At 65.9% G+C, this 21,611-nt stretch carries 19 protein-coding genes; 1 reads left to right on the forward strand and 18 read right to left on the reverse strand.

What is annotated here, in order from left to right; all coding sequences use genetic code 11:
* Positions 1-4: 4 nt before the first annotated feature.
* The 6 genes from CH294_RS22620 to CH294_RS22645 form a co-directional block, all read right to left on the reverse strand.
* A complete protein-coding gene (locus tag CH294_RS22620; protein ID WP_094739110.1) occupies positions 5-1,357 on the reverse strand; it encodes a dihydroorotase in 1,353 nt (450 codons plus the stop codon).
* Complete coding sequence (locus CH294_RS22625) at positions 1,354-2,301, reverse strand: aspartate carbamoyltransferase catalytic subunit (protein WP_032403354.1); 948 nt, start codon at positions 2,299-2,301, stop codon at positions 1,354-1,356. Before CH294_RS22625 ends, CH294_RS22620 begins: the two co-directional genes overlap by 4 nt.
* Positions 2,298-2,885, reverse strand: coding sequence for a bifunctional pyr operon transcriptional regulator/uracil phosphoribosyltransferase PyrR (gene pyrR / locus CH294_RS22630; protein WP_032377801.1), 588 nt, complete (start codon positions 2,883-2,885; stop codon positions 2,298-2,300). The genes CH294_RS22625 and pyrR overlap by 4 nt, the downstream gene beginning before the upstream one ends.
* 140 nt (positions 2,886-3,025) lie before the next feature.
* Positions 3,026-3,568 carry a transcription antitermination factor NusB gene (gene nusB / locus CH294_RS22635; protein ID WP_052058392.1) on the reverse strand — a complete coding sequence of 181 codons (543 nt, stop codon included), beginning with the start codon at positions 3,566-3,568 and terminating at the stop codon, positions 3,026-3,028.
* 1 nt (position 3,569) lies between these two features.
* The gene (efp, locus tag CH294_RS22640) at positions 3,570-4,133 is read right to left on the reverse strand and encodes an elongation factor P (protein ID WP_027496978.1); all 564 of its coding nucleotides are present in this window, start codon (positions 4,131-4,133) and stop codon (positions 3,570-3,572) included.
* 76 nt (positions 4,134-4,209) lie between these two features.
* Positions 4,210-5,313, reverse strand: a complete 1,104-nt coding sequence (locus CH294_RS22645) for a Xaa-Pro peptidase family protein (RefSeq protein WP_094739111.1) — start codon at positions 5,311-5,313, stop codon at positions 4,210-4,212.
* A gap of 107 nt (positions 5,314-5,420) precedes the next feature.
* On the opposite strand from CH294_RS22645, the gene CH294_RS22650 reads away from it, so the two are divergent.
* Positions 5,421-6,104 (forward strand): B-4DMT family transporter, encoded by a 684-nt coding sequence (locus CH294_RS22650; protein WP_094739191.1) that lies wholly within the window; start codon positions 5,421-5,423, stop codon positions 6,102-6,104.
* A gap of 88 nt (positions 6,105-6,192) precedes the next feature.
* Here the strand turns inward: CH294_RS22650 and aroB are convergent, their stop codons facing one another.
* From aroB to CH294_RS22710, 12 genes are all read right to left on the reverse strand, one after another.
* Positions 6,193-7,305: a 3-dehydroquinate synthase gene (gene aroB / locus CH294_RS22655; RefSeq protein WP_032403352.1), complete on the reverse strand. Its 1,113-nt coding sequence runs from the start codon at positions 7,303-7,305 to the stop codon at positions 6,193-6,195.
* A 10-nt stretch (positions 7,306-7,315) separates the two neighbouring features.
* Positions 7,316-7,870: a shikimate kinase gene (locus tag CH294_RS22660; protein WP_094739112.1), complete on the reverse strand. Its 555-nt coding sequence runs from the start codon at positions 7,868-7,870 to the stop codon at positions 7,316-7,318.
* On the reverse strand, positions 7,867-9,054 hold the full coding sequence (aroC, locus tag CH294_RS22665; protein ID WP_032403350.1) for a chorismate synthase: 1,188 nt from the start codon (positions 9,052-9,054) through the stop codon (positions 7,867-7,869). Before aroC ends, CH294_RS22660 begins: the two co-directional genes overlap by 4 nt.
* 12 nt (positions 9,055-9,066) lie before the next feature.
* Positions 9,067-9,639, reverse strand: coding sequence for an A24 family peptidase (locus CH294_RS22670; protein ID WP_094739113.1), 573 nt, complete (start codon positions 9,637-9,639; stop codon positions 9,067-9,069).
* Between the two features lie 104 nt (positions 9,640-9,743).
* Positions 9,744-10,556 carry a shikimate dehydrogenase gene (locus CH294_RS22675; protein WP_032403349.1) on the reverse strand — a complete coding sequence of 271 codons (813 nt, stop codon included), beginning with the start codon at positions 10,554-10,556 and terminating at the stop codon, positions 9,744-9,746.
* A 1-nt stretch (position 10,557) separates the two neighbouring features.
* Entirely contained in the window at positions 10,558-11,994 is a 1,437-nt protein-coding gene (locus tag CH294_RS22680) for an endolytic transglycosylase MltG (protein ID WP_094739114.1), read from the reverse strand.
* The gene (gene ruvX, locus CH294_RS22685; RefSeq protein ID WP_094739115.1) at positions 11,991-12,551 is read right to left on the reverse strand and encodes a Holliday junction resolvase RuvX; all 561 of its coding nucleotides are present in this window, start codon (positions 12,549-12,551) and stop codon (positions 11,991-11,993) included. The genes CH294_RS22680 and ruvX overlap by 4 nt, the downstream gene beginning before the upstream one ends.
* A 5-nt stretch (positions 12,552-12,556) precedes the next feature.
* Positions 12,557-15,226 (reverse strand): alanine--tRNA ligase, encoded by a 2,670-nt coding sequence (gene alaS / locus CH294_RS22690; RefSeq protein ID WP_094739116.1) that lies wholly within the window; start codon positions 15,224-15,226, stop codon positions 12,557-12,559.
* Positions 15,227-15,269: 43 nt separating this feature from the next.
* Positions 15,270-16,652, reverse strand: a complete 1,383-nt coding sequence (locus CH294_RS22695) for a replication-associated recombination protein A (RefSeq protein ID WP_094739117.1) — start codon at positions 16,650-16,652, stop codon at positions 15,270-15,272.
* Positions 16,653-16,725: 73 nt separating this feature from the next.
* Entirely contained in the window at positions 16,726-17,895 is a 1,170-nt protein-coding gene (locus CH294_RS22700; protein ID WP_032403344.1) for a kinase, read from the reverse strand.
* A 155-nt stretch (positions 17,896-18,050) separates the two neighbouring features.
* On the reverse strand, positions 18,051-18,950 hold the full coding sequence (locus CH294_RS22705; RefSeq protein WP_032403343.1) for a transglutaminase family protein: 900 nt from the start codon (positions 18,948-18,950) through the stop codon (positions 18,051-18,053).
* On the reverse strand, positions 18,950-21,595 hold the full coding sequence (locus tag CH294_RS22710; protein WP_052058410.1) for a circularly permuted type 2 ATP-grasp protein: 2,646 nt from the start codon (positions 21,593-21,595) through the stop codon (positions 18,950-18,952). The genes CH294_RS22705 and CH294_RS22710 overlap by 1 nt, the downstream gene beginning before the upstream one ends.
* Positions 21,596-21,611 lie beyond the last annotated feature (16 nt).

Below are 21,611 nucleotides of genomic sequence, written 5' to 3' on the forward strand. Positions count from 1 at the left end.
CGCTCTACTCCCCTGCTCTGTTCGCCACTGAGCCTCTGTTTGCTACGGCGCCTCTGTTTGCTACTGCACCGTCGCGGACTGTGATTCGTCCGCGCAACACGGTCGTGGTCACCTTCGAGGAAAAGGTCATGTCCTCGAACGGCGTGTTGTGCGCGACGCTGGCCAACTTCTTGCCCGATACCGTCCAGCTCGCGCCCGGATCGACCACGGTGAGGTTGGCGATCTCGCCCACCTCGATCGGCCGGCCCTGGTCGGCCAATCCCACGATCTGCGCGGGACGCTCGCTCATCACTCGCGCCACACCCCGCCAATCGAGCAGGCCGGTTGTCACCATCGTGTCGACCACGATGGACAGTGCGGTCTCCAGTCCGAGCATGCCGGGACGTGCGATCGAGAATTCGCAGCATTTGTCCTGCTCTGCGTGGGGCGCGTGATCGGTTGCCACACAATCGATCACGCCGTCCGCGAGGCCTCGACGGAGGGCGTCGACATCGGACTTCTCGCGCAGTGGTGGATTCACCTTGTTGATCGCGTCGTACGTTTCCAGACGCGAGTCGTCGAGCAACAGATGATGCGGGGTGACCTCGGCGGTGATCGAAATGCCCTGTCCGCGTGCCCACTTCATCAACTCGACGGTGCCCGCGGTGGACGCATGGCAGATGTGCACCCGTGCACCCGCGTCTCGGGCGAGCAGGGCGTCGCGCGCGACGATCGATTCCTCGGCCGCGCGTGGCCAACCGGCCAGTCCGAGCCGCGCGGCGGTGGGCCCCTCGTGTGCGACGGCACCGACGGTGAGTCGTGGCTCCTCGGCGTGCTGAGCGATGAGTACGCCGAGCGAGCTCGAGTACTCCAACGCCCGACGCATGATCAGCGGATCGTCGACGCAGTGTCCGTCGTCGGAGAACATCTTCACTCGGCCGATTCCCGCGGCCATCGTGGCCATCTCGGCGAGTTGCTTGCCCTTCAACCCGACGGTGATCGCTCCGACCGGGTGGACGTCGACGAGCCCGACTTCCTGTCCGCGGCGCCACACATGGTCGGTCACGACCACCGAATCGGCAACCGGATCGGTGTTCGCCATGGCGAACACCGCGGTGTAACCGCCCAGAGCGGCAGCGGCCGAACCGGATTCGATCGTCTCCGTGTCCTCACGGCCCGGCTCGCGCAGATGAGTGTGCATGTCGACGAATCCGGGCAGCAGAATATGGCCGCGGGCTTCGATCACCTGCGCGCCGTCGGCGTCGAGGTCGGTACCGATCGCCGCGATTTCCTCGCCGGTGATCAGCACGTCCGTTTCGGAGCCCTCGCCGTACAGCAGGACGCCTCGCAGCAGAACCGAGGACGTGGATGCGGTCATGAAGCGCCCCCGTCCGAACCGACCAGCAATCGGAACAGCACTGCCATCCGCACGTGAACTCCATTCGTAACCTGTTGCAAGACTGCAGTTTTGGGAGAATCTGCGACCGACGACGCAATCTCCATACCGCGCAGCATCGGACCGGGGTGCAGCACGACGGCATGATCGGGCAGCAGCTCGAGCCGGCGCTGTGAGAGCCCGTACGTGATGGAGTACTCCCGAGCCGAGGGGAAGAACCCGCCGTTCATCCGTTCTGCTTGGACGCGCAGCATCAGCACGGCGTCCAATCCGGGCAGTTCGGCGTCGATGTCGTGTGACACCCGCACCGGCCAGCCGGTCACTCCGACGGGAAGCAGAGTCGGTGGCGCGATCAGCACCACCTCGGCACCGAGCTTGGCCAGCAGGATCGCGTTCGAGCGCGCCACCCGGCTGTGCAGGATGTCGCCGACGATCGCGACTCGTCGGCCGGCGATGTCGCCGAGACGTTGACGAACCGTCAGAGCGTCGAGCAGGGCTTGGGTGGGATGTTCGTGCGTACCGTCACCGGCGTTGATGACGGCAGGACCTCCACCTGATCCTTGGTCGGCAGTCCACTGAGCGATCTGGTGAGCAGCACCTGATGCCGGGTGTCGAACGATGAGGGCGTCGGCTCCGGCAGCGCGCAACGTCATCGCGGTGTCGCGGAGCGACTCCCCCTTCGACACCGACGAACTGCTGGCGCTGACGTTGATGACGTCGGCACTCATCCACTTGCCGGCCACCTCGAACGAGACGCGAGTGCGCGTCGAGTTCTCGAAGAAGACCGTCATGATCGTGCGGCCGCGCAGCGTCGGCAGCTTCTTGACCTCGCGGCCGAGCAGCGCTTGCTCGAAGCGTTCGGCTTCGTCGAGAAGTTCGGTGGCCGAATCGACGGTGAGATCGGCGACCGAGAGCAGGTGCTTCATCGCGCCGATCCTCCCTCGGACAGGCTGACACCGTCGCGGCCGTCGTGTTCGGACAGCAACACCGAGACGTCCTCGGTGCGCGCGGTGGGGACGTTCTTGCCCACGTAGTCCGCGCGGAGGGGAAGTTCGCGGTGGCCGCGGTCGATGAGAACCGCGAGCTGCACGGCGCGTGGACGACCGAGATCCCGTAGCGCGTCGAGCGCGGAGCGAACTGTTCTGCCCGAGAACAGGACGTCGTCGACCAGCACGACCAACGCGTCGTCGACGCCGCCGACCGGGACCGACGTCCGCTCGAGTGGGCGGTGCGGCTTGTTCCGCAGATCGTCGCGGTACAAGGTGATGTCGAGAGACCCCAGCGGGGGTCGCACGCCGGAGAATGCCTCGATGCGTTCGGCGAGGCGCTCGGCCAGGGTGGTGCCGCGAGTGGGAATACCCAACAGGACGACGCGCGGCGAGTCGGCAGCGTCGAGCGCAGTTTTCTCGATGATCTGATGAGCCATGCGGGAGATGGTTCGTCCCACATCGGCCGAGGACAGCAATTCGCGAACGGCAGGGTTCGCAGACGAGCTTTCGGGCGCAGGCAAACTACGACCTCCTTCTCCGCCTCTCTGGACGGATCGTTAAAGGATGTCTGACATAGAACTTCGTAGAGCCTAGCAACGCTCTGCGAACCACACCTACCAGGCTCGCAGAGCGTTCGGTCACAGGACCGTCGAGCGTTCGATCAGTTCTCGGCGTCGCCGGCCGTGTCTACCTGCGGACGGCTCGACACGGCCGCCGCGGCGGCGCGTACCTGGGGTGCCACGAGGACGATCTGGCCGAGCACACCGTTGACGAAGCCGGGCGAATCGTCCGTGGACAACTGTTTGGCCAGCTCGACGGCCTCGTCGACGGCCACGACCGGAGGCACGTCGGTGGCATGGAACAGCTCCCAGACGGCAATCCGAAGGATGGCCCGGTCGACCGCAGGAAGACGCGTGAGCGTCCAATCCTTGAGGTGATCGGCAATCACCCCGTCGAGGCGATCCAGGTTCTCCGCAACACCCTCGACCAACGTCGAGGTGTAGTCGCTGACCGGCGCGATGGTGTCGTCGGCTCGAGCGAGCTCGATGCGCTCGGCGGCCAGGTTCACCGGATCGACGTTGCGCGCCTCTGCCTCGAACAGAAAGTCCACCGCGCGCTTGCGGGCCTTGTGACGCGCGCCCAGCTTCTTCGCGCCGGGGGCACCGTTCTGCGCGCCGGAGGATGTCGACTTCTTCGATGACACGTTAGGAGTTCACACGCCCGAGGTAGTTGCCGTCACGCGAGTCGACCTTGAGCTTGTCGCCGGTGTTGATGAAGAGCGGCACCGAGATCTCGGCTCCGGTCTCGAGTGTCGCAGGCTTGGTACCACCGGTGGAGCGGTCGCCCTGCAGACCCGGGTCGGTGTGCTTGACCTCGAGCTCGACGGTGACGGGGAGCTCGACGTACAGCGGGACGCCCTCGTGCATGGCGACCTGAACGCGCAGGTTCTCGAGCAGGAAGCGCGCGCCGTCGCCGACGGTGGCCTCACCGATCGAGAGCTGGTCGTACGTGTCTGCGTCCATGAACACGTAGTCGCTGCCGTCGTGGTAGAGGTACGTCATATCGCGACGGTCGACCGTCGCGGTCTCGACCTTCACACCGGCGTTGAACGTCTTGTCGACGACCTTGCCCGAGAGCACGTTCTTGAGCTTGGTCCGCACGAATGCGGGTCCCTTACCTGGCTTGACGTGCTGAAATTCGATGATCGACCACAGCTGGTTCTCCAGGTTGAGAACCAGTCCGTTCTTGAAATCGCTGGTGGAAGCCACTTGCTTCGCGTCTCCTCAATCGTTTGTGCGCGTGACGCGCCGTCGGTCACGTGCGGGATTCGCTCCCGCCCGCGCGCTAGACGGACGTGAGTTCCTTGTTTGTCAGGGTGAGCAGTTCCGGACCCCCGTCGCGAACGACGAGTGTGTCCTCGATCCGAACGCCGCCGCGACCGGAGAAGTAGACACCCGGCTCGACGGTGACCGCTGCACCGCTCAGCAGTGTACCGGTGCTCGTCTTCGCGATTCCCGGCGCTTCGTGGATTTCCAGGCCCACGCCATGACCGAGCCCGTGCAAGAAGTACTCGCCGTACCCTGCGTCCTCGATGACCGAGCGCGACGCCGCGTCGACCGAGGCGGTGTTCACCCCTGGTGCCAGCGCCTCTCGCCCAGCCGTCTGGGACCGTTGCACCAACTCGTACAGGTCGCGCTGCCACTGTGCCGGGCTACCGATCACGAAGGTTCGGGTCATGTCGGAGTGGTAGCCGCCGACGAGCGCGCCGAAGTCCAGCTTCACGAAGTCACCCTCGGACAACACCGCATCCGTCGGTCGGTGATGCGGCACTGCGGAATTGACGCCTGCAGCCACGATGGTCTCGAAAGAGATCGCATCGGCACCGTGGTCGAGCATCGCAGATTCCAGTTCGCGGGCCACCTCACGCTCGGTTCTCCCGGCGCGAATGCTCCCCCTGGCCAGCAATTGGGCTAGCGCATCGTCGGCAGCGCGGCACGCGTCACGGAGCAATCCCACCTCGAACTCGTCCTTGACCATGCGCAGCGACTCGACGACACCGGGTGCGCGCACCAAGTCGACGCCCCCGTCCAACTCGGCCCAGCTGCGATGGGCATCGACCGTCACGACGTGACTCTCGAAACCGATGCGGCCGCCACGGCCCGACACTCCCGACCGGAGGAGGTGGATCGCCGATGCGCGGTCGATCTCGGCACGCAGATCCGGCACCTGCTCGGCGACCTGGGTGACATACCGACCGTCGGTGCAGATGACGGTCTCGTTCTCACCGTCGACCGAATCCGACGCCGAGACCAGCAGGGCCGCATTGGAGCCGGTGAAACCGGTCAGATAACGCACGTTCAGCAAGTCGGTGATCAACATCGAATCGAGGCCGTCGGCGGCCAACAGTTCTCGCAGGGCACCACGACGGGCACCGAAATCAGCAGGCATGCGCTCGACATTACTGCTCGCCCCGACGTGCCTGGGCCCGGACACATCGGACTCGAACTTTGTGGGCCCTGCCACACGAACGGCGACGTGCGGATATGCTGTGCCGCATGACTGGGTGGGCAGTGCGTGGCATAGGTATGGGATTGATCAACGCCGTCGTTAGATTGCTGCTGGGGGCGGCAGTATCGATGTGGCCGCTGAGCGGCTCGGCGTTGCGATGGGTGGCGTATGCCCTCGTGATCCTCGTAATCGTCGTCTGGGCAGGAATCGACGGCGTCCGCGATCGACGCAATCATCCTGATCCCGACGACGGCCAGGACCTCACGATGGTGTGGCTCAAGGCTGCGGTCGTCGCAGGATTGCTCGCTGGACTGCTCAGTTGGATCATCGACTTCTTCGTCGACTTCAGCCTCGGTCAGAACGGTCTGATCTTCGAGCTTACTTCCGGTGCAGCGTTCACCATCCTCACCATTTTCGTCGTTGCCACCATTGCGGTGTTCGTGGGTCGGCTGATCGTCAACCGCGACGCGAAGAAGAAGCTGGCCACCTCCGACGCCGACCGTGCGCACGACCGCGAGCTGGTGAATGCGGGCAGCGCGGAACGCGCCGAGTCGAGTCGCGGCACTCGATCGCAGGCAGAGCAGACGCGGTCCGAACCGACGCGTTCCGAACCTCAGTGGGCTGCAGAGCACGGCGAAGCCGACACCGAGGTGTTCTCGGCAGTGGACGCCGACGGAAAGCCCCGACTGGACAAGCGCGGCAACCGGCACGGCACCGCCGACGGTTCCTGACTCCCGCTACGAACACACGGGCGGTGAGTGACGCATGACGCGTCGCTCACCGCCCGTTCTCATCTCGTCCGGAGCCCGGGGCCGAGTGTCACAACATGATGGCGGACCCACCGGTTGCCGGGGCCTCGCGACCGACTGCGGAGAATGCGGCGACGAGCAGCGCCGGATCTGGACCCTCCAGCCGTCCCGGCTTGGCCAGACCGTCCAGGACCACGAACCGCAACAGTCCGGCGCGATTCTTCTTGTCCGTCTGCATGCCCTTGAGCAGGTCCCCGAACGCGTGCTCGTCGTAGGTGACCGGCAAGCCGACCGATTCGAGAATCGATCGATGTCTGTCGGCCGTGGCGTCGTCCAGACGGCCGGCGAGCCGTCCGAGCTCGGCCGCGAACACGAGACCGACCGACACGGCGGCACCGTGGCGCCACCTGTACTGCTCGCGTCGCTCGATGGCGTGGGCAAGAGTGTGACCGTAGTTCAGGATCTCGCGCAGGTTCGACTCGCGCAGATCCGCCGCCACGACCTTCGCCTTGACCTCGACCGATCGCTTGATCAACTCCGGTAGAACGTCACCGGTCGGATCGAGGGCGGCCGCCGGATCGGCTTCGATGATGTCCAGAATCTTCGGATCGGCGATGAAACCGGTCTTGATCACCTCGGCCATGCCCGAGACGATCTCGTTCTTGGGCACGGTCTCGAGCGTGGCGAGGTCGATCAGCACGGCAGCCGGTTCGTGGAAGGACCCGACGAGGTTCTTTCCGGCGTCGGTGTTGATGCCCGTCTTGCCGCCGACGGCCGCGTCGACCATGGCGAGCAGCGTCGTCGGCACGTGCACGATACGGACCCCACGCATCCACGTTGCTGCCACGAATCCGGCCAGGTCCGTCGCGGCTCCGCCGCCCAGGCTGACGATGGCATCGCTGCGGGTGAGGCCGATACGGCCCAACACTTCCCAGCAGAATCCCGCCACAGCGAGGTCCTTACCGTCCTCGGCATCCGGAATCTCGATGCGGTGTGCGTCGATTCCCTTCTCCGCCAATGCCGCACGCACGGCCTCGGCCGTTTCGGCCAGCGGCGGCTGGTGAAAGATCGCCACGGTGGCGGTTCCGGCGAGCTCGTCGACCAGGTCCGTCAACAGACCTCGACCGATGATCACCGGGTATGGGCTGGCAGTCTCGACCTGGACGCGCACTGGCTCTGTCATCGAATCACCTTCATCTACTGGGGGTTTCGTCGTTCACATTGCGCGCGGGCACGGGTGCGATCGCAGTCAGTTTCGAGACCAGCTGGCCCACCACTCGGGCCGGGCTGCGACTGTCGGTTCGCACGCGCACCGTGGCCACCGAACGGTAGAGGGGCCGCCGATACCGCATCAGTTCCTGATACTTCGCGCGGGGATCGGGACCGGCGAGGAGTGGCCTCACCGTATTGGCCCCCGTCCGCCGAAGCCCTTCTGCCACACTGATTTCCAGGTAGACAACCGTGTGCTTCGACAGCAGAGCGCGCGTGGCAGCGGACAGCACTGCACCACCGCCGAGGGAGACGATGCCGTCGTGCGAGGCCAGCGCGCCCGCCACTATCCGCTCCTCGATCTGCCGAAATGCCGGCTCGCCGTCGTGGGAGAAGATATCGGCGATCGTGCGACCGGTCTCTCGTTCGATGGCTACGTCGGTGTCGAACAGCTCCAGATTCAACGCCTGCGCAAGCCGTCTACCGATGGTCGACTTGCCTGCTCCCGGCGGTCCGACGAGGACCGCGTACGGTCTCATCGTGGAGGTCGGGCGGCGGTGCCCTTCACGTAGTGGTCGACGTTGCTCGTCGTCTCCGCCAGCGAATCCCCACCGAACTTCTCCAACGCTGCCTGCGCGACCACCAAGGCGACCATCGTCTCGGCGACGACACCGGCGGCCGGAACGGCGCAGACGTCGGAGCGCTGATGAATGGCGACCGCTTCGTCTCCGGTGCTCATGTCGACTGTTGCCAGCGCGCGCGGGACCGTGGAGATGGGCTTCATCGCGGCCCGCACTCGCAGTGGCTCGCCGTTGGTCATCCCGCCCTCGATGCCGCCTGCGCGGTTGGTCGAGCGCAGCACCCCGTCGGGGCCGGGCTTGATCTCGTCGTGGGCGACACTGCCGCGGCGGCGAGCGGTCTCGAACCCGTCGCCGATCTCGACACCCTTGATGGCCTGGATTCCCATCAGCGCTGCGGCCAGCCTGGCGTCGAGCTTGCGCTCCCCGGAGACGAACGACCCGAGGCCGACGGGGAGGCCGTGCACGACGACCTCGACGACACCGCCGAGGGTGTCGCCGTCCTTCTTCGCCGCTTCGATCTCGGCGATCATCGACTCCTCGGCGGCCTTGTCGAACGCGCGCACCGGGGAGGCGTCGATCGCGTCGAGATCGTCACCTGCAGGCGGCGGACCCACGTACGGATCGGATGCTCCGATGGAGATCACATGGGACACCACGTCGACGCCGAACGCCTGCTTCAGGAACAGGCGCGCCACCGTGCCGATGGCAACCCGGGCTGCGGTCTCGCGTGCGCTCGCGCGTTCGAGAACCGGGCGCGCATCGTCGAAGCCGTACTTGAGCATTCCGGAGAAATCTGCGTGTCCGGGGCGCGGGCGAGTCAGCGGGGAGTTACGCGCGAGATCGGCAAGCACGGCTTCGTCGACCGGATCGGCCGACATCACCTGCTCCCACTTGGGCCATTCGGTGTTGCCGACCTCGATCGCGACTGGCCCGCCCATGGTGCGGCCGTGCCGCACACCGCCGGTGAGCGTGACTTTGTCCGCCTCGAACTTCATTCGGGCCCCGCGGCCGTAACCGAGACGACGGCGGGCGAGTTGGGAGGCAATATCGTCCGAGGTCACCTCGACTCCCGCGACCATTCCTTCGAGAATGGCGACGAGAGCGGGTCCGTGGGATTCTCCGGCAGTTATCCAGCGCAGCACTCGAGCATCTTTTCACGTCAGGCAAGCTGCAGATGCCAGCAGGGTCGCCGCGCACATGGACGGGCCGTGCGGGATACGTGCCCGACTGTGCCCGACGGCAGCGACGATCGATCCCACCACGGCAGTTGCCAGTGGTGCCGAGAGCGCCGCGATCACCCATCCTTCCCCACCGCCGAGAGCTGCGATCGAGCCCACCGACCACGCCAGCTTCACGTCCCCGGCACCGAACGCAGACGGCGCGAGAAGGTGCACGACGAGGTAGATCGCGAACAGTAGAACTCCGCCGAGCAATGCCCTCGCCGACCCCACCGACACGAGCATCGTCGTGACCACGATCGCACCCGGGATCGTCAATTCGTTCGGCAACCGGCGACGCCGTAGGTCGATGGCGCTGAGCGCAACGAACCACCATGTCAGCACGCACAGTGGAACCCAGTAGGTGGTCCCACCGAACCGCCACCAGACCCATCCGGTACCCACCGCGGACAACAAGGGCAGAAACCGTGGATCCCACCGGACCAGACCGAATCGCATCGCTACCCCGGCAACGGCACCGATCACCGACGCTGCACACAGACCGAACATGGCCCGAAGGGTCGCATCCCTCCCACGGCCGGCCACGGGAAAACACCTGATCGCGGATTGCCCTGTGGACAACCCGCTGGCTGTGGACTACCGGGAAGTCGTACTCACTCGGCAGTGGCCAATGCAGCACGCATGACCGCCCGGGGTGCCGGCTCGCCGGTGAACTGCTCGACTTGCCCGTACGCCTGCTCGAGCAGCATTGCGAGGCCACCGACAACAGTTCCACCGGCCTGCTCCACCGCGGCTGCCAGCGGCGTCGGCCAGGGATCGTAGATGGCGTCGAGCACCAACGGAGCGTGGGCGAGTTCAGTAGCGATGTGTGCGGCTCCGGCCGCAGGCACTGTGCTGACCAGTACGGCCGATGCACTCGCGATGGCAGCGAGACGGGGATCGGTCATGTCTGCGAACTCCGCGCGCAGTCCTGCGGAGACGGCGCACCTGAGTGTGTCCGACGCCCGGTCGGCCGAGCGCGCGACGACGGTGACGGCGGCGGCCCCCAACCCGGCCAATGCGACGATGGCCGGCCGTGACGTTCCCCCGGCTCCGACCACCGTCACGGAACTACCCGACAGGTCGACGACCCCCGCACCGCGTAGGGCACCCACGATTCCGTCCACATCCGTGCAGTCGGCCCGCCAGCCCGAAGCCGTGCGCACCAGTGTGTTCGCCGAGCCGGCCAACACCGCCCGTTCGGTGCGTTCGCCGGCGTAGTTCAAGGCAGCGACCTTGCCTGGCATCGTGACGGACACCCCGACCCATTCGGGACCGAAACCGTCGAGCATGCCCGGCAGCTGCTCACCCGTGCACTCGATTCGGTCGTACGTCCAGCCGTCGAGACCGAGGGCGCGGTACGCAGCGCGGTGCAGTAGCGGCGATTTCGAGTGTTCGACGGGGCTTCCGAGGACTGCGGCCCGCACGTCAGCGCCCGCTGTCGAGGAAGCCTGGTTCGACCTTCGCGATGTTCGCGAGGTGTTCCTCGTAGCTTCGGGTGAACAGCGTCTCACCCGCCTGATTGATGGTCACGAAGTACAACCAGTCACCGTCGGCGGGTGCCTCGACGGCTTGCACCGCACCGATGCTCGGTGAGGAGATAGGCGTTGCCGGCAACCCTTCGCTGGCGTAGGTGTTCCACGGGGTCACACGCGCCCGGTCGGCGTCGGTGGTGGCCACCTCGGTCGTGTCGAGCGAGTAGTTGACCGTCGAGTCGAACTCGAGTTTCTGCGGAACCGCGAGCCGGTTGAGAATCACCCGGGCCACCTTGCTGAAATCCTGCGGCAGGGACTCCCGCTCGACGAGAGATGCAGCGACCAGAGTGTCGTACGGAGTGAGCCCGGAGTTGGTGCCCGCGGTGAGAATCCCGGTGTCCTCGTAGCGAGTGGCACTCTCGGACACCAGCTGCTTCAAGATGTCGGCGGGTGCGGCACTGGGATCGAAATCCCAGGTTCCCGCTGCGATCAGGCCTTCGAGCTGACGATCGCGGTCCGGAACTCCCTCGACGCGATCGGTAGCCCAGGCGGGAACGCCCAGGGCCGCTGGGTCGTCCACTGCTCCGGCCGCATTGAGGTCGTCGTAGCTCACGCAAGCGGGAGTGCCGCTCCCCGTTCGATCCACGCAGCTCGCCTCGGAGATCAGCGTGTAGATGCCCTTCTTGACGGCACCGGTGTTCACGTCGCGCGCGTCGTGCAGCTGACGTCCCTCCGAGATGACCATGTTGCCCACCCGGGAGGCGGGGTCCACCAGTTCGCCCACCGCTCGCGAGGCGGGCACGTTACTGGTGAGCAGGTAGAAGCCCGGTTGGACCGAAGTGATGGCGTTGTTCGCAATCGCAGCTTCGAGGAATGCCCCCGAGCTGGCGACGACACCCTTGTCCGCTGCCTCGGTACCGATTTGTTGGGCGGTGTCGTTGGGATGAACCTGAATCACGACGCCGTCACCGGAGGACCCGGCCGCGAAGTCTGCATTCGGGGTCGTGCGATTCCCGAATTTGCTCACTGCGAAATACCCTCCGCCTGCAACTGCGACGATCAGCACCAACCCGAGCGCCAATGCCACGATTCGGCCGCGACGCTTGCGAGTGGACGCGGCACGGTCCCTGCGGCTCGCGGCACGGCTGCGGCCCACCTCCCGCGGCTCCGCGCCGCGCTCGGAATCCGAGCGCGCAGTACGGTCGCGTTCGCGATCTGCGCCAGGTGCAGGCGTGGGGTGCGGTTCGTGCCGTTGCGGCGGCCGCGGACGGCCGTTCATACGGCGATCGAAGTCGCTGCCCTCGTCCACGCGATACCCGATCGGATCGGTGTGCGCCTCGTCGGAGCGCGCATGTCGTCGGTCCCGATCGAAGGACCCATGGTTGTTCACTCGTCGACCTCCGTCGATCCTGAATTCGTCCCTGCGTGATCCGAGACCGCGCGATCGGCAGTACCGCGAGTCGACACGGCACGGCGCTCGTCGAGCCAGCCCTGCAATATCGCCACCGCCGCAGCCTGATCGATCACCGATCGTTGATTCTTGGCCCGCACACCGCTGTCCCGTAGTGCACGCGACGCACTCACGGTAGTCAGTCGCTCGTCGGCCATTCGAATCGGCACGTCGCCCAACCGTCTGTGCAGGGAACGCCCGAATCTCTCGGCGGCATCGACGGCACTGCCGCGCTCACCGCGAAGTGTGCGGGGTAGGCCGATCACGATCTCGACGGCTTCGTACTCGGCCACGATCTCCGCGACGCGTACCACGTCCGGGGCATCGGGACCCTTGATCTTCGAGCGCGGCACCGTCTCGACCGGCGTCGCGAGCACACCGTCGGGATCGCTGGACGCGATTCCGATACGAACGCTGCCGACGTCGATACCGATTCGCCGGCCCCGGCCCGGATCGTCGACGCCGGGCCGATCGGGGCCACGCCCCAGGTTGGCCATACTCGTCAGCGAGACGTGAGTTCGGACAGTCGAGCCCGGGCAGCGTCGATACCGGCGGCGATTCCGGCGACGTCCGACCCCGACCCCTGGGCCAGTTCGGGCTTACCGCCACCTCGGCCACCGATGCTCGGACCGAAGGCCGCCACCAGGTCACCGGCGGCGACACCCGCATCCTGGGCAGCCTTGTTGGTCGACACCACGAACGGGACCTTGCCGCCGACCGTGCCGAACAGCACCACGACGGCCGGATCCGCACCGAGGCGTCCACGAATATCGGTCACCAGGGTGCGCAGGTCGTTGCCGCCGACACCGTCGGGTGCCTGCGCGACCACCGCGCGAACATCGCCGAACCGCTCGGCCTTTCCGACGAACTCGCCCGCCGAGGCCAGTACCGCCGCCGCCTTGACCGCGTCGAGCTCCTTCTCGGCGACACGCAGACGCTCGACGAGGGTCTCGATACGCGCCGGGACCTCCTCGGACGGCACCTTGAGCGACGACGCGATGCCTGCGAGCAACGCGCGTTCCTTGGCGAGATAGCGGTACGAATCGAGGCCGACGAATGCCTCGACGCGGCGCACGCCGGACCCGACCGACGATTCACCCAGGATGGTGACCGGGCCGATCTGGGACGAGTGCTGCACATGCGTACCACCGCACAGTTCCATCGAGAACGGTCCGCCGATCTCGACGACGCGCACTTCGTCGCCGTAGTTCTCGCCGAACAGGGCCATCGCGCCCATCTTCTTGGCACTGTCGAGGTCGGTGACCAGGGTGTTGACTGCGAAATCGGAGCCCACCGCATCGTTGGCGACGTTCTCGATGTCGTCGCGCTGCGCCTCCGAGAGCGCGCCCTGCCACGAGAAGTCGAACCGGAGGTAGCCGGGCTTGTTGAGCGATCCCGCCTGTGTCGCGTTCGGCCCGAGGACCTGCCGCAAAGCAGCGTGCACCATGTGGGTACCCGAATGGCCCTGAGTCGCGCCTTTGCGCCAGGCGTGGTCGACGTCGACGTGGACGGTGTCACCCTCGGTGATCTGACCCGACTCGACCACCGACTTGTGCGTCCAGACCTTCTTGGCGATTTTCTGCACGTCGTTGACCTTGACATCGAGGCCAGGCGCGGTGATGGTGCCGATGTCGGCGATCTGTCCACCGGATTCGGCGTAGAGCGGGCTGCGGTCGAGGATGACCTCGATGCTCTCGCCCGCAACTGCGGTCGGAACGCGAACTCCGTTCGAGATCAACGCCAATACCGTTGCCTCGGAACCGAGTTCGTCGAATCCGGTGAATTCCGTCGGCGAACCGTCGACGAAGTCCTTGTAGACCGTGAGGTCGGCATGTGCATGCTTGCGGGCGCGGGCGTCGTCCTTGGCCCGGTTGCGCTGCTCGGCCATCAACGACCGGAAACCGTCCTCGTCGACCGAAAGACCCGCCTCCGCGGCCATCTCGAGCGTCAGATCGATCGGGAACCCGTACGTGTCGTGCAGCGCGAACGCTTCGGCACCGCCGATCTTTTTCGCGCCCGACGCCTTGACCGCCTCTGCCGCGCCCTCGAACAATCGCGAACCCGAGGTGAGCGTCTTGAGGAATGCCGTCTCCTCCCCCACTGCGACGGTCAGAATGCGGTCGAAGTCGGTGACCAGGTTCGGGTAGGACTCCGCCATCGTGTCACGCACCACAGTGACGAACTGCGCCATCGTCTCGTCGGGCGCACCGAGCAGACGCGCCGAGCGCACGATGCGGCGTAGCAGCCGGCGCAGCACGTAGCCGCGACCGTCGTTGCCGGGGTTGACGCCGTCGGAGATGAGCAGCGCGGCGGTGCGTGCGTGATCGGCGATGACGCGGAAACGCACGTCGTCGTCGTGATTCGCACCGTATGCGCGTCCCGAGAGTTCCTCGGCCTTGGCGATCACCGGGCGAACGAGGTCGGTCTCGTAGACGTTGTCCACGCCCTGCAGCAGGAACGCGACGCGCTCGACGCCCATGCCGGTGTCGATGTTCTGCTTCGGCAGCGGACCGAGGATCTCGAAGTCGTCCTTGCTGATCCCCTTGCCGCGCTCGTTCTGCATGAACACGAGGTTCCAGATCTCGATGTACCGATCCTCGTCGGCCTCAGGGCCGCCCTCGGCACCGAACTCGGGTCCGCGGTCGTAGTAGATCTCGGAGCACGGGCCACAGGGTCCCGGAATGCCCATGGACCAGTAGTTGTCGGCCATTCCGCGGCGTTGAATTCGCTCGTCGGGCAGCCCGGCGATTTCCTTCCAGAGTTCGATTGCCTCGTCGTCGTCGAGATATGCAGTGGCCCAAATACGCTCGGGGTCGAACCCGTATCCGCCGTCCTCCACGCTGTCGGTCAACAACGACCAGGCGTGCCGAATCGCGTCGCGCTTGAAGTAGTCGCCGAACGAGAAGTTGCCGGCCATCTGAAAGAACGTGTTGTGGCGGGTAGTGATGCCCACGTTCTCGATGTCGAGGGTGCGCACGCACTTCTGGACGCTCGTCGCGGTCTTGTACGGGGGCGTCTGCTGACCGAGGAAGAACGGCACGAAGGGAACCATGCCGGCATTGACGAACAGCAGGTTCGGGTCGTCGAGAATCAACGATGCACTGGGTACTTCGGTGTGCCCCGCCTTCACGAAATGGTCGAGGAAACGCCTGCGGATCTCATGGGTCTGCACTGATACAGGTTAGCGTCGTCGGACCCTGTGCCGACTCGAGGGCCTATCGGCCCCGGATGATCCGACGGAGTTTGCCCACCCTGGTCGCAATTTCGCGCTCGGCACCGTGCTCGGTGGGCTCGTAGTAGTTCACACCGACCAACTCGTCCGGAGGGTACTGCTGACCGAGGACCCCGCCGGGACTGCTGTGCGGATACCGATACCCGACGGCATTCCCCAACCCCTGGGCTCCCTTGTAGTGACCGTCGCGGAGATGCGGCGGTACCGATCCCGACTTTCCGGCCGCTACATCGGCCATGGCCGCACCGAGAGCTGCGATCACCGCACCCGATTTCGGTGCAGTGGCCAGGTGGATCGTGGCCTGCGCAAGCGCCAACCGCGCCTCGGGCATGCCGATCATCTGCACGGCGTTCGCCGCGGCCGTGGCCGTCTGCAGTGCAGTCGGATCGGCCATCCCGATGTCCTCGCTGGCGTGCACCACCAACCGTCGGGCAATGAACCGCGCGTCCTCGCCCGCAGTGATCATGCGCGCCAGATAGTGCAGCGCTGCATCGACATCGGACCCTCGGATCGACTTGATGAACGCACTGATCACGTCGTAGTGCTGGTCGCCGTCGCGGTCGTAGCGCACAGCGGCCTTGTCGACACTGGCCTCGACCGTCGCGAGGTCCAGCGTTCCGTCGGTTGCGGCGCCCGCTGCCGCTTCCAGCGCCGTCAACGCTCGGCGGGCGTCCCCGGCCGCGAGCCGCACGAGGTGGTCCATCGCGTCCTCGGCGATGGTCACCGCCCCGTCCAGCCCACGCGGGTCGTTGGCCGCGCGGGTCAACAGCAATTCGATGTCCTCGGTCCCCAGCGGCTGCAACTGCAACACCAAAGACCGCGACAGCAGAGGCGACACCACCGAGAACGAGGGGTTCTCGGTGGTCGCCGCCACCAGCAACACGATTCGATTCTCGACGGCTGCGAGCAGCGCGTCCTGCTGCGTCTTGGAGAAGCGGTGCACCTCGTCGATGAACAGCACCGTCTGCTCACCCGACAGCAACCGGCGTCGCGCGAGTTCGATGACGTTACGCACTTCCTTCACGCCCGCCGACAGGGCCGACAACGCCTCGAACTTGCGTCCGGTGGCCCCGGAGATCAACGACGCGAGCGTCGTCTTTCCGGTTCCCGGCGGACCGTAGAGCATCACCGAGGACGCACCGGATCCCTCGACGAGCCGACGCAGCGGCGCCCCGGGAGCCAGCAGATGAGATTGTCCGACCACCTCGTCGAGGGTCGTCGGACGCATTCTCACCGCCAGCGGCGCGTCGGGCCGGACGTAGGTCGAGGTCGGGCGCGACTCGGCGATCGTCGTCTCCGGGGGTGCTGGGGTGTCGAAGAGACCATCGCCGGGGTCGTCGCTGCTCGAAACATCACTGCCCGACATGTCACTTCCGAAGCCGCCACTCACCGGTCGAACGCTACCGATCGCGCTGTCGAGAATGCGAACGACGTCGTGGCTACCGCTCCCACTTCGCCCGCAACGCGGTCGCGACCGATGCTGCGTACTCGGCGATGCCGGTCTCACCGGCACGCTCGGCGCTGTCGGCCAGTACCGCCCACCGAGAAACGAGCGCCTGCGACCGTGGAACCGACAGGTGGTGCGCCCGCGCCGCGGCGATGCGCGTGTGGTCGTCGGGCAGGAACCAGTAGGTGGTCAGCCATACCCAGATCAGCCGCGCGTCGAGGATCTTGCTCGCCAGGGCGGTGTCGTCGGCCAGTGCAGGCCAGATCCCGACGACCTCCGAACGCCATGCATCGATCATCGCCTGCTCACGTTCGTGCGTGAGCTCGAAGCTGCACAGGCACCCCGGGAACGAGGCCAGGGCATAGGTGATGTCGAGGGTGGCGTCGCGGAATCCGCCCCACTCGTAATCGAGAAAACGGACACCTTCGTCGTTGACGATGATGTTGTCGGGACACAGATCGGACGGGCTGAATGCGCGGAAGGTGCCGTGCGCGAACAGCCTTCCGCTACGAGATACGCGATCGAGAAGCGCATCAGGGGTGGGACCCACCCCGGGCAAGCCGGCCAACAATTCCGGAACCTCGGTAAGTGCATCGGGAATCTGCGCGGAGATTCCGTCCGTGGTGTCGGGTTGGCCGACGCGACGGAGGAGCGCTGCGAAATCGTCCTCGCGGCCGACGGTCGCGGCATGCATCCGACCGAGCGCCTGGGCCATCGCCATCAGCGAGTTGGTCACTGCGGCCTCGTCCGAGTTTCGCAACAGAGTGGTGATGGGGCTGGCGTCACCGAGGTCGCTGAGTACGAGCAACCGCGCGTCGAGATCGTAGGCGTGCAGTTCCGGCCCCGGCCTGCTGTCGGTGGCCAGTGCGTTGGCGAACTGATACGAGGCCGCCTCCCGCAGGAATGCACTCGACCCTGCGATGTCGGCCAACTCGGTATGTAATTCCGACTCGCCGGCCACATCGCGTACTTGCTTGAGCACCAAGGTGCGGGGCAACTGAAAGGGGTTCTCGGAGACCTTGACTCGCAATACGATCGCCTGGCCGCTACCGCCGAGATTCACCGGGTCGATCAGCGTCACCGGAGCTCCGGTGCGCTTGGCGAGGAGGCGCTGTGCTGCTGCTACTACCTCTGATACAGGGTCTGCCAGTGTTGCGGTCATCGATGTCCAAGCTACCCGTTCGCTGCGATCTTCTGTGCTGAGTCGACGACTACGAATGGGACACGATTGTCCGTTTTGCGGCTTTTCGCACGTCACATTCCCAGATTCGACCAGATGGTCGGTTACCCCCGAACCATCGAATTATGCAGGGTTCGCTACTGCGGTGCAACGTCCACCGACACGGAGATAGTGCTCTCCTCCGCCTCGGTGTAGATGACCCCGCGCAGGGGTGGCACATCGGCGTAGTCACGCCCCCACGCCACCGTCGCGTACCGCTCGTCGACCAATTGGTCGTTGGTGGGGTCGAAAGCGAGCCACCGATCGTTCGGCATCCACACCGCAGCCCACGCGTGGGTCGCATCGACGCCGATCATCCGTTCCTTCCCTGGCGGAGGTTCGGTCGCCAGATATCCCGACACGTACCTAGCGGCGAGACCCTGCGACCGCAGGCAGGCAATGGCCAGTCGGGCGAAGTCCTGGCACACACCCGAACGCGCGGAGAGCACATCGACCACGGTGGTCGAGACCGTCGTGGAACCGGACAGATACCGAAAGTCCGTGAAAATGCGATGCGTCAGATCGACGATGACGTCCGCCAGCGGTCGACCGGGCCGGAAGCTGGGCGCGGCATACGCGCGCACCTCGTCGGTGATCTCCGGAGTGGGAAGATCCAGAGCGAACTCCACCGCGGATGCCCGGGCCGAATCCGCCGGCACGGTCGGGTCGAACAGCGTCATCCGAGCGGACTCCCACGGCGCGGTTGCCGGCCACGACGTGGTCTCGTCCACCGGCCGCGGATAGACCTCCACCAGCGAGTCCGCCGTCACCACCAGTTTCTCGTGATCGTGCGTCACGTGAAAGTACACGTCCTCGTTGCCGTAGACGTCGACCCCGAAGGACTGATCGGTCGGCGCAGGTTCCACGGTGACCGATTTCTCCGTGCAGTGTTGCCCATCCATGTCTCGCGGCGCGAGAAATCCTCGCCCGTACGACGAGGAGACGCGATCGGAGTAGGTATAGGTCGTGATGTGCTTGATTCGGTACCGACGGCTCATCACTGCACCCCGTTCGCAGTTCGAATGTTCGAGCTACCCCACAGCGGCTGCGTGCCACCCGGCAACGACATGTGCGTCGCGAGGACCACGCGAGACAGCTCTTCGAGGGAATCGTGGATGCCGTCCACCAACTCGATCAGGTCGACCCGGCGACCGTTGGCGTCGACCGATTCCAGATCGCCCGGGTCCACTCGCCGCAACCGCACCCGCATCTGCTCGACGAGTTGCTCCGGCCGTGAGGTACCCGAGGCGTCGGGCAGCGATCCGAGGTCGTCGCGAAGACGATCGAGCTGATACACCAACGCTCGCGGATTTCCCTCGTCGAACAACAGCAGCTGCGCAACAGCCGCCGGACGCGCCCGGCCGCTGTTGCGTCGGCGATAGATCACCGAGGACTCGGCCGCAGACAACACCGAATCGATGACGGCCTGTTCCGTGGACGGTGTGAGGGCGTGGCTGAGGGTTGCCGACAGCAGAGCTGTCAGTTGCAGGCCACGTTCGATCCGTTTGCCCGCGTCCATCAGGTACCAGCCGGCATCTCGAACCATCGACTCCGACGCCAACCCGGACACCGCGAGCAGACCCCGCAGCACGCTCGACTGCGACGCGGCCAGTTGGGCACCGTTGTTGACCGGGGACTCCGCCAATTCTTCGAGCGCGGTGTCGATGCGGTTGAGCACGGCCCAGGTGTCGTTCGACAGCTGATCGCGCACCGCGCGCGCCGCCTGCTGCATTCGATCCACCGATTGCGCCAGTGATCCGAGGCGTGCCGCCGACAGCATCAGCGAACGCAGTTCGACGATCGCGTCGGCGCGGGTCTTCTCGTCGAGGAAACCCGGTCCGGTGCGCGAGACCTTGGTGACCGCTTCGAGCAGGATCGGCAAGCTCTCGCTGCCCTCCAACCACGGCATCGACCGGTAGTCCTGATTACGTTCGCGCGCCGCGATCAGCAGACGAGTCATGTCCTCGGCACGCTCGGTGTAGCGACCGAACCAGAACAGATCGCCCAGCACACGTGGTGAGCTGACCACATCGACGTTGGACGCGGCGTACTGCGGCAGCTCTTCCACCGTCGCGGGCGGGGTGTGCGGCGCAGAATCGGCCGGCGTGACCCGTTCCAGCGACTTCACCCAGACATCCTTCGAGGCCACCGTGATGAGGGGATCGGTGACCGGAGCCGTGATCACCACCTGCCCCAGTCCGCCGCGCATCGGGGTGTACCCACCGCGCTGCGCGACCGTGAACAGCCTCATCCCCACTTGCGCGGGAGCCACCGCCAACTGCTCGCCCGCTCCCCCGCCGATCGACGAACCGACCGGAGCCACCGAGAATTCCGGTACTTCCTGACCGGTCCACTTCCAGGGCTCGGCAACGATCCGATCCCACAAGTCGCGAGCTCCGGCATCCGTGAGATCGTGTCCCACCACCGTGCGACGCGACGTGGTCGACCGCAGCACCAGCGAACGCAGTCGATTGCCGATGTGCGAGAGCTGATCAGGGTCACCACCCCAATAGGTGGCAACCGAATCCAGTACCAAATCCTCGTCCAGTAGCGCCCTGCTGAGTGCCGGCAGCAACGGAACCAGTGCCGAGTTCTCGAGTACCCCACTGCCGAGGGTGTTGACCACACTGACAGCACCCCGCCGCAGCGCCTCGACCAGTCCCACCACACCCAGATGCGAGTCCGGGCGCAAATCCAGTGGGTCGGCGAACTCGGCGTCCACTCGACGAAGCACAACATCGACGCGGCGGAGCTTGCCGAGCGACCGCATCCAGAGGCAGCCGTCCCGAACGACGAGATCGGCGTTCTCCACCAACGGGAAGCCGAGAACCGTTGCGAGATACGCCTGATCGAACGCAGTCTCGGAATGCGAACCGGGGCTCAGTACAACCACCACCGGATCCTCGGCGGATGCGGGCGCAGCGTCGCGCAGCGCCAACCGCACCGCACGCGCGAACGTCGAGAGCGGCCTCGGGTTGCTCTCCTGGAACAGCTCGGGCATCGCTCGCGACATCACGCGCCGATCCGCGAGCGCATACCCCACGCCGGACGGTGCCTGAGTTCGGTCGGCCACGACCTGGAATCGACCGTCCGAGCCGCGGGCGACGTCGGCGGCATGCATGAACAACTGATGCGGACCCGGGATGGTGATCGCATGCGCCGCCCGCAGATAGCCTGGGTTGCCGAAGATCAGCTCCGGCGGGATCAGCCCGCGCCGAACGGTCTCCTGGGCACCGTAGATATCGGCAAGTACCGCATCGAGCAACATCGAGCGCTGAACCAAACCGGCTTCCAGACGGTCCCACTCGTCGGCCGCGACCACCAACGGAACGCTGTCCAAGCCCCACCGCACTGCACTGGGCACAGCCTCGGAACCGCCCGACGGAATGGGGTTGTACGTGATGCCGTGGTCGTCGACGAGTCGGCTGACCCGTGACTGCAACGTCTGCATGGCCCCCGAACCGGCCTCGCGCATTCCGTCGATCAACCCCGCCCAATGCGGACGGATGTTGTCGTCGGGATCGAGCATCTCGTCGAAACGATCTGCCCGACCGATCACGGCCTCACGCCGACCCCGATAAGCAAGCCAGGCCGACCCGGCTCCACTGGAGACTTCTTCGCTCCGGCCGGCTCCACCCGTCACAGGTTCGTTCCGGCCG

It is taken from the genome of Rhodococcus sp. 14-2483-1-1, from assembly GCF_002259335.1.
Classification (GTDB): domain Bacteria; phylum Actinomycetota; class Actinomycetes; order Mycobacteriales; family Mycobacteriaceae; genus Rhodococcoides.